Genomic DNA, 14,839 nt, shown 5'->3' on the forward strand with positions numbered 1-14,839 from the left:
GCAAGTCGCGGCGCGCCTCCCAGGGGGCGCGCCGTTTGCGTTCTTGCAGGAGGCGAACCGGATGCCTGTCAAGCAGGCTCAGGCCGGGCGGGCTCAGGCGCGGTGCTGCAGCAGGAGCGTTCCTTGGGCCAGCTGGTGCTGCGCCTCGAAGCCCACGCAGAAGGCCGGGATGGCGCTTGCGGCCATCGGCCGGGCGAACAGGAAGCCCTGCACGATCTGGCAACCGGTTTCGTGGACGAAGCGCAGTTGGTCCGCCGTCTCGATGCCCTCGATCAGCGTTTCGGCGCCGAGCGTCTCGGCCAGCTGCAGGATGCCCTGCACGATGCTGGCGCGGATGTGCTCGTCGCCCTCCAGCACGAAGGAGCGGTCGATCTTCAGCACGTCCGGCTTCAGCCGCATCAGGTAGGCGATGTTGGAATAGCCGGAGCCGAAATCGTCGAGCGCCAGCCGGACGCCGAGCTCGGCAAGGGCGGCCAGGTTGGCTTCCACCTGGACATCGTCGATCAGCAGCACCCCTTCGGTGATCTCGATCTCGAGCTGGCGCGCCGTCAGGCCGTGGCGGCCGAGCGCTGCCGCCACCAGTTCCGCAAGACCCGGGGTCTGGAAGGTGCGCGGCGACAGGTTGACCGACACCCGCAGCCGCCGTCCCGCCTCGGCCCAGGAGGCCGCGGTGCGGCAGGCCTCGTCGATCACGAACCGGTCGAGTTCGGCGATCTGGTCGCCTTCCTCCAGGATCGGGATGAACAGCGCCGGCGGGATGATCTCGCCGGTGGCGGTGTCGCGCCAGCGCACCAGCGCCTCGACACCGGTCACCGTGCCGCAGCCGATATGAACCTGCGGCTGGAATTCGAGGAACAGCTGCCCGGCCGCCAGCGCCTGCGGCAACGACGTGCGCAGCGCCTCGGCGCGGTCGCGACGATCCGAGATGCCCGCCTCGAAGAACACCTGGCGCCCGCGTCCGCGGGCCTTGGCCTCATAAAGGGCGGCGTCCGCCGCCACGATCGTCGCGTCGATCGTCGGGCCGTCGTCCGGCCAGACCGCAATGCCGCAACTGAAATGCAGCGGGATCGTCTCGCCCTTGAAGACCAGCTCCGGTGGCGAGGACATGCGCTCGGCGATCAGCGCGGCGAGATCGCCGGCCTCGTCCTGCGGCAAGGACAGCGTTGCGACGAACTCGTCGCCGCCCCAGCGCGCAACGATGCCGCGATCGCCGAACCGCTCCACCAGCCAGTCGGCCGCCGTCTTCAGCAGCTCGTCGCCCGCCAGATGGCCGTGCCGGTCGTTGACCGCCTTGAACCGGTCGAGATCGAAGATGAGCAGGGCCTGCCTTGGCGCCGGCCCGGCCGCCGTCGTCGCCGTGGCCCATTCGGTAAAGCCGCGACGGTTGGCGAGACCGGTCAGGCTGTCGATGCCGCTGACCAGCTTCAGCTCGGTGACCATCCGCCTGTTGCGCCAGCGCAGGGCCAGCGAGATGAAGGACAGCACCAGCAGCATGGTCACACTGGCGATGACCTCGAACCAGGCACCGGCAGAATTCTCGGCCCGCTGCTTCAGCGCCTCGTCGATATCCGCCTCGACACCGCGCATGTAGTCGCCGATCTCGCGCGTCAGTTCGAAACTGGTGCGGCGCAGGTCGGTGAGCGTCGTCTGATTGATGGGGGTTTCTCCCGAGGCAAGCCGGTCGAGGCCGTCGAGCAGCGCCCAGGCGATGGGTGCCACGCCGGAATCGGGCTCGACCAGCGGGCCCCGGGTCAGACCGCCCAGGACCTCCAGACGGATGTGGAAGTGGTCGGCAGCATTGGAGACCAGCCCCCGCGCTTCCGGCGAGGCGGCATCGAGGCTCAGCGCCTGCAACATGCCGTCCACCCGCGCCACCTCGGCGAAGGTGTAGCGCATGTGGCGCACCATGTGCTGCCCGGCATCGGGCTCCGGCTGGTTCAGCGTGGCGACACCGCGCAGCGCCACCAGCGTCGCCACCAGGCAGGCGCAAGCCACCGCGCCGCCGACCAGCCACGGCTGCACCGGACGGAGCAGCGCAGATTGCGCAAGGATCCGTCTGAAGCCGTTCACCACTCGATCTCGACGATCAGCCAGACGCTGCGGTCGGCATAGGTGCGTGTATCCAGTTCCGGATACTGCCCGACCGGATAGATGATCCGTGCCGGGCCGCGTTGGCGCGGGGTCAGCCGCTCCTGGCCGGCGCGGGTCGCGACGACGATGGGCCACCGTTCCCAGTCCTGGCGCGGGATGTCGGCCGAATAGCCATCGGAGGCGCGCACCACCAGGCCCTCGGCCTCGCTGGCGCCGATCATGCGGACGAGTTCGGACAGGAGAACCCCACGAAAGTCGATCAGCGACTCGTCGGGGCTGGCGCGGCCACGGATCTCGACCATCGGCAGGCGCTCGATCTCGTCGAGGGACAGGTCTCGCGTCACGCCGCCATGCCTCAACAGGATGGTCCCGGCCGCCGTCACCCGATCGGAAGGCGACAGACCCGCCGCCTGCGCCGTCAACGGTCCTGCGAGAAAAACAGCCGCACCCAGAAGAGCTGCGAACATCCGTGCGAGGGGCATGCGGTCCTCCATCCGGCAGTCGTCCAGGAAGACCTAATCCATCTTGCACGACGCCTTTATCTGCCTATGGCGGACCATAGCCCGCCGCCGTGAAGGCAAGCTTAACCTCTCCGCACTTTTCGCAGGATTCAACGCGCAGCAGAGCGGGAAGGCCGGGGTCGCGGCGCGGTACCCGGCATACGGCAAATGCGATTCGCCCTCAATGCAGGGCGAGCGGCGCGCCTCCGGGGGCGAGCCGCTTTCTTTCTGCTCTTTTCCATCGCCCGCTTGCGGCCAATTTCCGGTTGCGGCCGGTTGGTGGCTTCCCCTTGCACCGCGCGCTTTGATGGGCGCGGGGGACTCCCATGATGATACTCAAAGCACTTTGCCTGATGGGCGCGCTCGGGCCGGCCGGCCCCTATACGCCCGTCGATCCGCCCGCCGCCACGCTCGTCCAGGCGCGCCGCGGGCTCACCTGCAAGCAGATGCCCGATTGCCGCTCGGCGGTGATCCTGTGGTGCTCCGGCTATGGCCGCGCCGATGGCGACGGCGACGGCATCCCTTGTGAGAATGTGTGCTCCTCACGGCGCCAGGTCGAGGCGATCCTGCGGGAGATCGGCTGCAACAAGTAGCGGCACGACAGGCACGTCGCCGCCACGAAAAAACCCGGCACGCGGGGCTCGCATGCCGGGTTTCATCGGGTCTGGTGCTGCGGCCGCAAGGCCGCGCGCCTTTCGGATCAGGCGTCGTTCGCCGGTCCGTTCATGCCCAGCGCATGCATGTAGAGGTCGAGGATCGCATCCTCCTCCTCGCGCTCATGCGGCTGCTTCTTGCGCAGGGAGATCACCTTGCGCAGGATCTTGACGTCGAAGCCGGTGCCCTTGGCTTCCGCGTAGACATCCTTGATGTCGTCCGAGATCACCTTCTTCTCTTCCTCGAGACGCTCGATGCGCTCGACAAATGCACGCAGCTGGTCGCCGGCGACGCCGCCTGGATCGGACATGGGTACTCGTCTCCTTCATGGGTGCGGGCCGTAAGGCCTGCGGATCGGGGTGATAAAACGGGGCCGGGAGGCAAAATGCCTCCCGTGATGCCGATCTGCATGCGCGGAAAATCGGGCGGATGCAAGACCGGGGAACGAAAACGGAACGATATTCACATGGGCGTGGCGCAGCGTCTTACTCGTGCGGGCGGGCCTTTTCGAAGGCAGCCTGCTGCTCGGCGCTCGCCTCGTTCTGGTAGAGATCCTTCCACTGCGAATACGGCATGCCGTAGACGATCTCGCGCGCGCCGTCCTTGTCGAGCGCGACGCCCTTCTCGTTCGCCGCGTCCAGATACCAGTTGGACAGGCAGTTCCGGCAGAAGCCGGCAAGGTTCATCATGTCGATGTTCTGCACGTCGGTGCGGTTGCGCAGATGCGAGACCAGACGGCGGAATGCGGCCGCCTCCAGTTCGGTGCGCGTTGCCTCGTCGATTTCGGCCATGTCCTTCTCCATCTCTCGCAGCCGCCCGGTCTCTCGCAGGATCCGGCCGCTCAGTCGCAGCGCGATCCGTAGTGGCGGATCGTGTCGAGGTCCGGCGCTTGCTGCAGGACCTTCGCGACCAGCGGCACCAGCCGCTGCGTCCAGGCCTCGATGCCGGCCGCATCGCCAATCAGGTCCTGGCGGACCTCAAGCAGCACATGCGCCAGCCCTCGCGCCGTACCATGCCGGTACATGCAGTCGTTCTTCAAGGCCCCGTCATAGGGCTCGTTGTCGCCCACCACCAGATCGGGATCGGATCGCAATGCGTCAAGCAGCGGCAGCGCGAAACGCGGGTCGCTGTCCCACAGGATGCCCGCATGCCAGGGCCGCGGCACGCCGCGCCACACCGGCGTATAGCTGTGGATCGACAGTATCGCCGGGGGATGGCCTTCCGCGATCGCCGCGTCGATCTCCGCCGCCACCGCCTCGTGATAGGGCCGGTGATAGGTCACGAGCCGGTGTTCGCGCTCGGCCGCGTCGTGTTGCGCATTGCCCGGAACCACCGAACCGTCCGACAGGCGCATCACCAGCGTCGGGTCGTCTTCGCCGCGGTTCGGGTCGATCAGCAGCCGCGAATAGGTGGTCATCAGGGCCGGCACGCCGAAGGCCTGCGCCAGTCCCAGCGTCAGCTCGCGCACGCCGATGTCATAGGCGATGTGACGCGAAAACTCGGACGGCGGCAGGCCGAGCGAGCCGTAACGCGCCGGCAGTCCGTTGCTGGCATGGTCGCACAGCAGCAGGAGCCCGCGCGAGCGGTCGCCCTCGACCTTCTCGAACGGCGCCTCGTCGGGGGATTTCGGGGCAGGAAACCGGCTCTCGGCCATCTCGGCTCCGTTTGGCATCGCCGCCCTCGTGCTGCTCGCCGCCGGGCGGCGGGACCGGCAAGGGGGCGCAGGGGGCTTGCAGGATTCAGGTCCCGCTGTGCACCATATCCGGCGTCCTCTTTCAACCGCATTTTCGCCCTTGCCGGCCGATAAGAGCTATCAGCGATTTCTGGCGAGACAGGCCGGCACCGGATGCCTAATCTCCGCTCGATCCGTTTGCCCGGCCCCTCCGAACGCTTCCCGAAAGACCTTACGGCATGACCACCGCCCCCGCCCCGCTCAGCGCCGCTCCCGACCAGCGTCTTCTGGTCGCCTTCGTGGCGCTGCTCGCCGGGGCCATCGCAATGGGCGTCTCGCCAGCCTTTGTGCGCCATGCCGATGTCGGTCCCTTCGCCAGCGCCTTCTGGCGCGCGGCCCTCGCCCTGCCGCTGCTTGCCGTGTGGGCGCGGCTCGAGCGCCCGAAAGGTGCCGCCGCCCCGCGCTGGACCCCGGCGACACTCGCCGCCGGCGTGCTGTTCGCCGGCGACCTGTTCTTCTGGCACCTGGCGATCATGAACACCACGGCGGCCAACGCGACGCTGCTGGCGACCCTCGCCCCGCTCTGGGTGATGCTGGCCTCCGGCGCCCTGCTCAAGGAGCCGGTCACCCGCGCCATGGCCCTCGGCCTTGCCGCCTGCCTTCTCGGCGCGGCCCTGCTCATCGGCAGCAGCTTCGCCTTTGCGCCGGAGCGCCTGACCGGCGATCTCTACGGCGTCGTCACCTCGGTCTTCTTCGGCGCCTATTTCATCGCCATGCGCTTTGCCCGGCGCGGCAGCACCGGCATGACGCCGGGCCTGCTGGTCTATCGCAGCTCGCTCGTCACCGCCGCCGTGCTTCTCGTCGTTGCCCTGATGCTGGAGGAGACGATCCTGCCCAGCACGCTGACCGGCGTTGCCATGCTGATTGCGCTCGGCGTCGTCGCCCACGCGCTCGGTCAGGGCCTGCTCGCCTTCGCCCTCGGCTCCCTGTCGGCCGGCTTTTCCGCGCTCGTCATCTTCCTGGAGGCGGTTGCCGCCGCCGCCGTCGGCTATCTCTTCCTCGGCGAGAGCATCGGCCCGGCCCAGGCGCTCGGCGGCGCCGTCATCCTTGCCGGCATCTACATCGCCCGCCCGCGGGCCGCGCCCGTGGCCGTTGCCCCCGCCACCGCTCCCCTCCCGACCCGCGAGGCCGAATGACCGACACGACCGCCATGCGCGCCCTGCTGCAGGACCTGTTCGCCGCCGCCGTCGATGCTGCCCGCGCCGAGACCTGCCTGCCGCCGCACCTTCCCGCCCCCGGCGAAACCGGCCGCATCGTGCTGCTCGGCGCCGGCAAGGCCGCCGGCGCAATGATGAAGGTGGCGGAAAACCACTATCGCGAGACGCACGGCCTTGGCCCCGACCGTCTCGTCGGCCTCGGCGTCACCCGCCATGGCTACGGCCAGGACACGCAGCTGATCGAGATGGTCGAGGCCGGCCATCCCGTCCCCGACCAGGCCGGCATCGACGCCACCCGCCGCACCTTGGCGATGGCCGCCGCCGCCCGCCCGGGCGATCACATTGTCGTGCTCCTGTCCGGCGGCGGCTCGGCCAACTGGATCGCCCCGGTCGAGGGCCTGTCGCTGGCCGACAAGCAGGCGCTGACCCGCGCCCTGCTGCGCTCCGGCGCCACCATCGAGCAGATCAACACCGTCCGCCGCCACCTGTCGCGCATCAAGGGCGGGCGCCTTGCCGCCGCCCGGCCGCACGGCGTGCCGATGACGACGCTCGCCGTCTCCGACGTGCCGCGCGACGAACCCATCGCCATCGCCTCCGGCCCCACCGTCGCCGATCCCACGACGCTCGCCGATGCCCGCGCGCTCGTCGCCCGCTATGCCCCGGACGCGCCCGAAAGCGTCCACCGCGCGCTGGCCGACCCCGCCAACGAGACGCCCAAGCCCGGCGATCCGCTGTTTTCCGGAACCCGGTTCGAGATCGTCGCCCGCCCTGCCCTGTCGCTGGAGCGCGCCGCGGCGATCGCCCGGGAAAAGGGCTACGAGCCGGTCCTGCTCGGCGACAGCCTGGAGGGCGAGGCGCGCGAAGTCGCAGCCGAGCATGCCCGCATGGCGCGTGGGATCGCCGAGGCGGGTCGGCGGGCCGTGCTGCTGTCCGGCGGCGAGCTCACCGTGACGATCCGCGGCGACGGGCGCGGCGGCCCCAACCAGGAATACGCGCTCGCCCTTGCCCTGGAGCTGGACGGTGCTCGCGGAATTGCCGCAGTTGCAGGTGATACGGACGGCACGGATGGCGGCGCAGGATCGGCAGATGATCCGGCGGGCGCCTTGGTCGACGAAACGACTCTCGCGCGCGCCGCAAGCTCAGGTCATGATGCCGCCGCATTTCTGGAGAGAAACGACAGCACCGGTTTCTTCGATCATCTCGGGGATCTGCTGAGACCCGGACCAACCTATACCAACGTCAACGACTTCCGGGCCGTCCTCATTGACAAGGCGGAAGCCCGTCGGTCATAAGATGACGCGCATGGTCGTGGCACGAGTAATCGAATGATGAAAAAGGCCGAGAGGCAGCGGCAAACCACGGCAGTCAGAACGATCCGGCTGGGCCTCGCATCCTGCGGCGCGATGGCGCTCGCCCTGACGGCTTTCAGCGTTCTCGGAGCGACACCGGCCAAGGCCGAGCTGCGCCTGTGCAACAAGACCGAAAGTCAGGTCGGCGTTGCCATCGGCTATCGCGAGCAGGCCGACTGGGTCACCGAGGGTTGGTGGAACCTGCCGGCAAATTCCTGTGAAACGTTGGTGGCGGGCTCGCTCGTGTCACGTTTCTATTATATCTATGCGGTGGATTACGATCAGTTCGGGGAGTGGGGCGGCCGCGCCTTCATGTGTACCCGCGAGAAGGAATTCACCATCCGGGGTATCGAGGACTGCGTCGCCCGCGGCTTCGAACGGACCGGATTCTTCGAAATCGATACGGGCGAGCAAGCCAGCTGGACGGTCCAGCTGACAGAGCCCGTGCAAGGGGGGACAGGCGGACAATGAAGCGTGACAGGCGGGTCAAGATTCTAGCGACACTCGGACCCTCCTCCTCGGATCCGCAAACGATCGAGAAGCTCTACACCGCCGGTGCCGACGTCTTCCGCATCAACATGAGTCACACCGACCACCCGCGCCTGCATGCGCTGGTGGCGATGATTCGCGAGATCGAGGCGAAGATCGGCCGGCCGATCGGCATCCTTGCCGACCTCCAGGGGCCCAAACTGCGTGTGGGCACCTTCGAGGGCGACGCGGTGATGCTTGAGAACGGCGCCAGCTTCACCCTCGACAGCGACAAGACGCCGGGCAACGCCTCGCGCGTCCACCTCCCCCATCGCGAGATCCTCCAGGCGCTCGAGCCGGGCCACCGCCTGCTGCTCGACGACGGCAAGATCCGCCTGCGCGTGACCTCCTGCACCAAGACCAGCGCCGACACGGTGGTCGAGGTCGGCGGCAAGTTGTCCAACCGCAAGGGCGTCAGCGTTCCCGACACGGAGATCCCGGTCGGCGCGCTCACCGACAAGGACCGCAAGGATCTCGATGCCGCGCTGGAAGCCGGCGTCGACTGGATCGCGCTGTCCTTCATCCAGCGCCCCGACGACCTTGCCGACGTGCGCAAGGTGACGCGCGGCCGCGCCGGTATCCTCGCCAAGATCGAAAAGCCCCAGGCCATCGAACGGCTGAGCGAGATCATCGACCTCTCCGACGCGCTGATGGTCGCCCGCGGCGATCTCGGCGTCGAGATGCCGCTGGAACAGGTCCCGGGCCTGCAGAAGCAGATCGTCCGCGCCTGCCGCCGCGCCGGCAAGCCGGTGGTCGTCGCCACCCAGATGCTGGAATCGATGATCACAGCCCCGGTGCCGACCCGCGCCGAGGTGTCCGACGTCGCCACCGCCGTGTTCGAAGGCGCCGACGCTGTGATGCTCTCCGCCGAATCGGCCGCCGGCCAGTTCCCGGTCGAGGCGGTCGCCACCATGGACCGCATCGCCCGCCAGGTGGAGCGCGACCCCAACTATCGCGGCATCATCCACGCCCAGCGGCAGGAGCCGGAGCCGACCGGCGCCGATGCCATCGCCGCTGCCGCGCGCCAGATCGCCGAGACGCTGAACCTTGCCGCCGTGGTCTGCTACACGACCTCCGGCGCCACCGGCCTGCGCGCCTCGCGCGAGCGTCCCTCCGTGCCGGTCATCGTCATCTCGCCGGTCCTGTCGACCGCCCGCCGCCTGTCGCTGGCCTGGGGCCTCCACTGCGTGGTCTCGGACGACGCCCGCGACGAGAACGACATGGTCGACCGCGCCTGCCAGATCTCCTTCCAGGAGGAACTGGCAAAGCCCGGCCAGCGCATCATCACCACGGCCGGCGTGCCCTTCGGCACCCCCGGCTCGACCAACATGCTGCGCATCGCCTTCATCGGCAGCGACGGTCGCGGCGGTCTCTGAGCCTCACTCGCTCGCGGACACTTTCGACGAGACGGCTTCGGCCGTCTCGTTTCGTTTCCGGCCCTGCATGCCCCATCCCGCCTCCGGGAAGACCATCGCCACCACCTTGGCGATTTCCTCCAGCACCGCGTCCGTGCGCGTGTGCTGCGGCATGTGGCCGGCCCCCTCCAGCGTCACCAGCCAGGCATTGGGCAGGTCCCGCGCCAGGCCGTGCGAATGGATATGCGGGTAGACGACGCCGTCCGTCTCGCCGGTGATCACCGCCGCCGGCTGCGTGATCTCGCCGTATCGCAGAGATGCCGCCTCCACCTCTTCCTTCAGGTAGGAAACGTCCCGCGCATTCGCCCGGAAGGTCTGCGGGCGGAACAGCAGCGACAGGCCCAGCCGCTCGGCATAGTCGTCCGGCGCCATCGCCGGGCGGAAGATGCCGCCGATGGCCCTGGGGGCGACCAACGCCGCCCCGAACGGGGCCAGCGTGTGGGAGAACACGGTGCCGACCACCGGCAGGGCCGCCGCGTCGTAATACCAGTTGACCCCGCCCGGCCAGGGATGGGTTGCCGGCGCCAGGAACACCAGCCCGGCGAAAAGGTCCGCCCGCTCCAGCGCCAGCTGCGCCGCCACCGCCCCGCCCCAGGAATGGCCGACCGCAACGGCCCGCGTTATGCCGAGACTGTCGGTCAGTCCCGCGATCAGAGCCGCCTGCGCCGCCGGGCGGTACATGCCGTCGTCGCCGCGCTCCGAATACCCGTGGCCGGGCCGGTCTACGAAAACGAGCCGCGCGGGCCTCCCCTTCTCGGCCCGGGCCGCCAGAGGCCCTGCCAGCGCCATATGCGGGTCGCGCAGGTTGGCGCTCGCCCCGTGCACGAAGACCAGCGCCGGATCGCCCTCACGCCAGCCCTCGGGCCGCATGTCGACATAGTGCAGCCGCACGCCGTCGATCTCGGCAAAGGCCCCGATCGGCGGATAGCGCGCCTCGGCGCCGCGGCCGCGCAGCTCCGCCAGCACGGCAAGGCCGGAGAGCAGCAGCGCCAGCGCGGACAGCAGGTAAATGGCAAGGGTGGGCATGGGCGGGCAGGTCCGGCTTTACGAGGAACGGGCGGCGGGACGAAAGGCGGGGCCGCGAAGGGCGTCTTGCGCCGTCTGCGGCGCATCGCCCCTGCGGCCTCGACGGATCGCGGGACGGGCCTCAGATCGGCGAGCCGGCCGCCGCCTTTTCCATGTCCTCTACCGCCTTACGCGCGTTTTCGCTGACCGGATGTATCTTCAGCACCTGGCGGAAGGTTTCCAGCGCCTCGTCGTCGCGCCCGATCCGCCGCAGGATGATGCCGAGACCGGACATCGCGCCCCAGTGGCGCGGCTCCAGCGCCAGCACGCGCTCGATATCGACCATCGAGCGACCGAAATCCTCGCGCAGGTAATTCACCGTCGCGCGCCGGTTCCAGGCCTCGGGAAACTCGGGAGCCAGCCGCACCGTCACGTCGAGCAGGTCGAGCGCCAACGGATAGTCCTTGGCCTGCATGGCAGCGGCCGCCCGCATCATCAGGAGATCGACCGTGGCGCTTCCCGAGCGCGACCAGATGCGCTGGATTCGGCTGACGAGCGGGCGCGCCTCCTCGTCGCTCGTCACCTTGGCGAGCTCGGCAAACAGCCCGTCGAGTTCGCTCTTGGGGGTCTCGTCTTCGGTCACCGCGGGAGCAGGACCGGACGGCGGCTCGACCTCGGTGGTCGGCGCATCGAAATCGTCGAGCGAGGGGGGCAGCGCTTCGGGAGGAAGCACGTCGGGCCTTCCCTCCTGCGCCAGCGCGGAGACGGAAAGGCACATCAGGAGGGGCAACGCCAAAAACGATCGCATCCGGGGAGTATGTCGCCCCGGATGCGATCGTCAATGCCATAGGCAAAATTTGAAAGCGTCGGGCAGGCGCGCGGGGCCTGCCGCCGTGCCTCAGCCCTGGCGGGCCTTGAAGCGCGGAGCCTTCTTGTTGATGATGTAGACGCGTCCCTTGCGGCGAACCATGCGGTTGTCGCGATGACGGCCCATCAGCGCCTTGAGCGAATTCTTGATCTTCATCGTCTCGTCTCCGTCAACGGTGCCACGTTGGCGGCGGCATCCTCATGTTGCGCCGCGCCTTTGCGGGCCGGCTGTCTGCTTTCGGACGATCGAGACCGGTGAGGACCCGTGTCGTCCTGCCCGCCGGCTCCACCTCCTCGCGCTGGTCCGATAAGAACCGCGCGCCGGGGGCGGTGCCCGATCCGCTTGAGGCAGATGCTGGGAAGCAGCTGACCTTGGCGGCCGTTTGCCGGGCTTTGCCAACTGCCTCGTCGTCTTGGCAGTCTGGCGAAGATGGTGGGCGTGACAGGGATTGAACCTGTGACCCCTACGATGTCAACGTAGTGCTCTCCCGCTGAGCTACACGCCCGAAACTCTTCGATCCGGCAAGTTGCCGGAAAGCCGACGCCGACGGGACGGCGCGGTGGGATGCGATATAGCGGGCTTCGATTTTCGGTGCAAGCCCTTCTCGCAAACTAAATCGCCCTTTCCCGCGCCCGCTCGGTGCGCGGTGGAAAACCTGTTGAGGGGCCGGCGGGGCGAACCGCTCAGGCGGCCAGCATGCGCTCCACTTCCAGCACCAGATCCTTCAGGTGGAAGGGCTTGGACAGCACCTTGGCATCCTTGGGGGCCTGGGAGTCCGGGTTCAGCGCCACCGCGGCAAAGCCGGTGATGAACATCACCTTCAGGTCCGGGTCGAGCTGCGTCGCGCGGCGAGCCAGCTCGATTCCGTCCATTTCCGGCATGACGATGTCGGTCAGCAGCAGGGAAAAGGGTTCTTCCCGCAGCCGCTCATAGGCGCTCTTGCCATTGTCGAAGGAGACGACATCGTAACCGGCCTTTTGCAGCGCCTTGGCAAGGAAGCGCCGCATGTCGTTGTCGTCTTCCGCAAGTAGGATCCGTGTCATTCGTTGCTTCGTCCCGCTTCGCTCGGCGAATCCGCTGGCCGTTTCGCATTCCGGGCGCCGGCCGCTGCATCATGCGCCCGAAGGTCCCGTTTTGGCACATCTTTCGGATCGTTATAAGGCCGAATGGCGGTAAACATCCAGTGAAAGCGGTGTTCCGCCATCCGGCCGGCTCGGTTACCCACCGCCCGTGTGGACATTAACGCCGATTCGGGGGCTAATAGGGAAATTCAACGGGGTGGCCGACAGGCGGAGAGCGTGCATATGCAGGTCGTGAGCGGGTTCGAGGACACGAAACCTTTCGACGTCCTGCATCCGGTCGAGCAAACCACGCCCTTCGTGTTCAACTCGCCCCATTCCGGGCGGCACTACCCGCTTGCCTTCCTGCAGTCCTCGCGGCTCGATGCCCTGGCGATCCGCCGCTCGGAGGACGCGTTCGTCGACGAGCTCTTTGCCGGCGTCGTCGAACTCGGCGCCCCGCTCCTGTGCGCCCGCTTCCCGCGCGCCTATCTCGACGTCAACCGCGAGCCCTACGAGCTCGATCCGAAGATGTACGAGGACCGGCTGCCGCCTTACGCCAACAGCCGCTCGATCCGCGTTGCCGGCGGGCTCGGCACCATCGCCCGCGTCGTCGGCGAGGCGCAGGAGATCTATCGCAGCCGTCTCACCGTGCGCGAGGCGCTCGACCGCATCGAGACCATCTACAAGCCCTATCATCAGACCCTGCGCCGCCTGCTCGCCCACACCCATGTCGCCTTCGGCCATGCGGTGCTGGTCGACTGCCATTCCATGCCCTCGACGATCCGCAGCAGCGACAACGGCGCGCGGCCGGATTTCATCCTGGGCGACCGCTACGGCACCAGCTGCGCCCGCTCGGTGATCGACCAGGCGACGGAGATCCTGCGCGGCATGGGCTACACGGTCGCGCGCAACAAGCCCTATGCCGGCGGCTTCATCACCGAGCATTACGGCCGTCCGGCCAAGGGCCTTCATGCCCTGCAGGTGGAAATCAACCGCAGCCTCTACATGGACGAGGCGCGCACGGACCGCAGCTCCGGCTTTGCCGAGCTGTCCCGCGACATGCGCCGCTTCTGCGAGGAACTGGTGGCCGGCGCCCATGCCGATCTCGCCCCGGACGCGCTGGCGGCCGAGTAGGCTCCCCCTCGCCTTCCCTTTTCCCTGTCCCGTCGCCGGCAAATCCTTGAACGCAGAGCTGAGCGATGCGGCCAGAAAAAAGGGCCGCTCTCTTGCGAGGCGGCCCGAGTCTAGGGAGGAAACGCCCAAGGAGGGCGGCGCGACATGGCAAGCCATATCGCACTGCAACAAGTTTCCATCGCGGCGCACAAAAGTCAATACGGCATCGCGATTTTTCTCTCAAAAAGCGCCGCTAAAATCAAGATTTGTCAATTATTTCAATAATATAATGTTTGATAAATCTTCTTCAATAATTCGCCGAAAGCCCCGGATTTGCCGCTCCAGGTCGCTTAAAATAGCGCCAGGAACGAAACTGCCTATATTTCGATCAGTTGCCGCGTTCCGCGTCTTTCGCGCTGCACCAGCCGCGACACGTCACGCCGGCACCGGACGGCCGCGTCCCGCGAAGATTGCCCGCAGGCCGTTCCCGCGCTATTGCGGGCAGGGATTTTTTTCACGCCGCCCGCCTCTCCCGCTTCTTGCTCCGGAAGGAACCGTTCATGCCCACCTCCGACGATCTCGCCGCCTTCTCGGCCGAGCTGTGCCAGGCTTCGTCTGCTGCGATCCTTCCGCATTTCCGGGCAGCCCTGTCGGTGGAGAACAAGCTGGCCGAGGGCTTCGACCCGGTGACGGTCGCGGACCGGGCCGGCGAGGAGGCCCTGCGGGCGCTCATCGAGGCGCGCTATCCCGAGCACGGCATCCTCGGCGAGGAGCACGGCAATGTCCGTCTCGATGCCGAGCATGTCTGGGTGCTCGATCCCATCGACGGCACCCGCGCCTTCATCTGCGGCCTGCCGACCTGGGGCACGCTGATCGGCCTGACGCGCGACGGCAAGCCGGTCTTCGGCATCATGGACCAGCCCTATGTCGAGGAGCGGTTCGTCGGCGACTGCGACAAGGCCTGGCTGGTCAGCCGTTCGGGCACCCGGCCGCTGTCGACCCGCCCCTGCGCGGACCTGTCTCAGGCCATCATGTGCACCACCCATCCCGGCCTCTTCCAGGGCGCCGAAGGAGAGGTCTACCGGCAGATCGAGGGCACCGTGCGCACCGCCCGCTACGGCACCGACTGCTACGGCTATGCGATGATCGCCAGCGGCCAGGTCGACCTCGTCATCGAGACCGGCCTGCAGCCCTACGACATCGTCGCGCTGGCCCCGATCATCGAGGGCGCCGGCGGTGTCGTGACCAACTGGAGCGGGGGTTCGCCAGCCAATGGCGGGCAGATCGTCGCTGCCGGCGATCCGTCCCTTCACGCAAAAGCGCTGGAAATCCTCGCCCGCGCCGCCGTGTGAGACGTCTTGCGCAG

Annotated in this window: 16 protein-coding genes and 1 tRNA gene; 7 read left to right on the forward strand and 10 right to left on the reverse strand. The window is 67.9% G+C overall.

Going from position 1 to position 14,839, the window contains the following annotated elements; genetic code table 11:
- Nucleotides 1–93: 93 nt before the first annotated feature.
- On the reverse strand, nt 94–2,070 hold the full coding sequence (locus tag H7H34_RS18875) for a putative bifunctional diguanylate cyclase/phosphodiesterase (RefSeq protein WP_185926101.1): 1,977 nt from the start codon (nt 2,068–2,070) through the stop codon (nt 94–96).
- Entirely contained in the window at nt 2,067–2,573 is a 507-nt protein-coding gene (locus H7H34_RS18880) for a putative pterin-binding protein (protein WP_185926102.1), read from the reverse strand. The genes H7H34_RS18875 and H7H34_RS18880 overlap by 4 nt, the downstream gene beginning before the upstream one ends.
- Before the next feature lie 344 nt (nt 2,574–2,917).
- Between H7H34_RS18880 and H7H34_RS18885 the strand changes: the two genes are divergently transcribed.
- The gene (locus H7H34_RS18885) at nt 2,918–3,184 is read left to right on the forward strand and encodes an excalibur calcium-binding domain-containing protein (protein WP_185926103.1); all 267 of its coding nucleotides are present in this window, start codon (nt 2,918–2,920) and stop codon (nt 3,182–3,184) included.
- Nucleotides 3,185–3,291: 107 nt separating this feature from the next.
- On the opposite strand, the gene H7H34_RS18890 is transcribed toward H7H34_RS18885, so the two are convergent.
- The 3 genes from H7H34_RS18890 to H7H34_RS18900 all read right to left on the reverse strand — a co-directional run bounded on the left by H7H34_RS18890 (nt 3,292) and on the right by H7H34_RS18900 (nt 4,899).
- Complete coding sequence (locus H7H34_RS18890; protein ID WP_067218634.1) at nt 3,292–3,555, reverse strand: DUF2312 domain-containing protein; 264 nt, start codon at nt 3,553–3,555, stop codon at nt 3,292–3,294.
- A gap of 175 nt (nt 3,556–3,730) precedes the next feature.
- A complete protein-coding gene (locus H7H34_RS18895) occupies nt 3,731–4,036 on the reverse strand; it encodes a DUF1244 domain-containing protein (protein WP_120269759.1) in 306 nt (101 codons plus the stop codon).
- A 50-nt stretch (nt 4,037–4,086) separates the two neighbouring features.
- Nucleotides 4,087–4,899, reverse strand: a complete 813-nt coding sequence (locus H7H34_RS18900) for an N-formylglutamate amidohydrolase (RefSeq protein WP_199681342.1) — start codon at nt 4,897–4,899, stop codon at nt 4,087–4,089.
- A gap of 257 nt (nt 4,900–5,156) precedes the next feature.
- On the opposite strand from H7H34_RS18900, the gene H7H34_RS18905 reads away from it, so the two are divergent.
- From H7H34_RS18905 to pyk, 4 genes are all read left to right on the forward strand, one after another.
- Complete coding sequence (locus tag H7H34_RS18905) at nt 5,157–6,113, forward strand: DMT family transporter (RefSeq protein ID WP_185926104.1); 957 nt, start codon at nt 5,157–5,159, stop codon at nt 6,111–6,113.
- A complete protein-coding gene (locus H7H34_RS18910) occupies nt 6,110–7,426 on the forward strand; it encodes a glycerate kinase type-2 family protein (protein WP_185926105.1) in 1,317 nt (438 codons plus the stop codon). The genes H7H34_RS18905 and H7H34_RS18910 overlap by 4 nt, the downstream gene beginning before the upstream one ends.
- A gap of 111 nt (nt 7,427–7,537) precedes the next feature.
- A complete protein-coding gene (locus tag H7H34_RS18915) occupies nt 7,538–7,954 on the forward strand; it encodes a DUF1036 domain-containing protein (protein ID WP_120269760.1) in 417 nt (138 codons plus the stop codon).
- Nucleotides 7,951–9,387 (forward strand): pyruvate kinase, encoded by a 1,437-nt coding sequence (gene pyk / locus H7H34_RS18920; protein WP_185926106.1) that lies wholly within the window; start codon nt 7,951–7,953, stop codon nt 9,385–9,387. Before H7H34_RS18915 ends, pyk begins: the two co-directional genes overlap by 4 nt.
- A 3-nt stretch (nt 9,388–9,390) precedes the next feature.
- Here the strand turns inward: pyk and H7H34_RS18925 are convergent, their stop codons facing one another.
- The 5 genes from H7H34_RS18925 to cpdR form a co-directional block, all read right to left on the reverse strand.
- On the reverse strand, nt 9,391–10,452 hold the full coding sequence (locus H7H34_RS18925) for an alpha/beta fold hydrolase (RefSeq protein WP_185926107.1): 1,062 nt from the start codon (nt 10,450–10,452) through the stop codon (nt 9,391–9,393).
- Nucleotides 10,453–10,573: 121 nt separating this feature from the next.
- Nucleotides 10,574–11,164, reverse strand: coding sequence for a tetratricopeptide repeat protein (locus H7H34_RS18930; protein ID WP_209006255.1), 591 nt, complete (start codon nt 11,162–11,164; stop codon nt 10,574–10,576).
- A 165-nt stretch (nt 11,165–11,329) separates the two neighbouring features.
- A complete protein-coding gene (gene ykgO, locus H7H34_RS18935) occupies nt 11,330–11,455 on the reverse strand; it encodes a type B 50S ribosomal protein L36 (protein WP_029059454.1) in 126 nt (41 codons plus the stop codon).
- A gap of 274 nt (nt 11,456–11,729) precedes the next feature.
- Nucleotides 11,730–11,804: transfer RNA gene (locus tag H7H34_RS18940), tRNA-Val, on the reverse strand.
- A 178-nt stretch (nt 11,805–11,982) separates the two neighbouring features.
- Nucleotides 11,983–12,342: a cell cycle two-component system response regulator CpdR gene (gene cpdR / locus H7H34_RS18945; RefSeq protein WP_067218617.1), complete on the reverse strand. Its 360-nt coding sequence runs from the start codon at nt 12,340–12,342 to the stop codon at nt 11,983–11,985.
- Nucleotides 12,343–12,603: 261 nt separating this feature from the next.
- Between cpdR and H7H34_RS18950 the strand changes: the two genes are divergently transcribed.
- Together H7H34_RS18950 and hisN are read left to right on the forward strand one after the other, a co-directional pair.
- The gene (locus tag H7H34_RS18950) at nt 12,604–13,494 is read left to right on the forward strand and encodes an N-formylglutamate amidohydrolase (RefSeq protein WP_185926109.1); all 891 of its coding nucleotides are present in this window, start codon (nt 12,604–12,606) and stop codon (nt 13,492–13,494) included.
- 539 nt (nt 13,495–14,033) lie between these two features.
- Nucleotides 14,034–14,825 carry a histidinol-phosphatase gene (hisN, locus tag H7H34_RS18955; protein WP_185926110.1) on the forward strand — a complete coding sequence of 264 codons (792 nt, stop codon included), beginning with the start codon at nt 14,034–14,036 and terminating at the stop codon, nt 14,823–14,825.
- Nucleotides 14,826–14,839 lie beyond the last annotated feature (14 nt).

The sequence above is a fragment of the Stappia sp. 28M-7 genome (genome assembly GCF_014252955.1).
Taxonomy (GTDB): Bacteria; Pseudomonadota; Alphaproteobacteria; order Rhizobiales; family Stappiaceae; genus Stappia.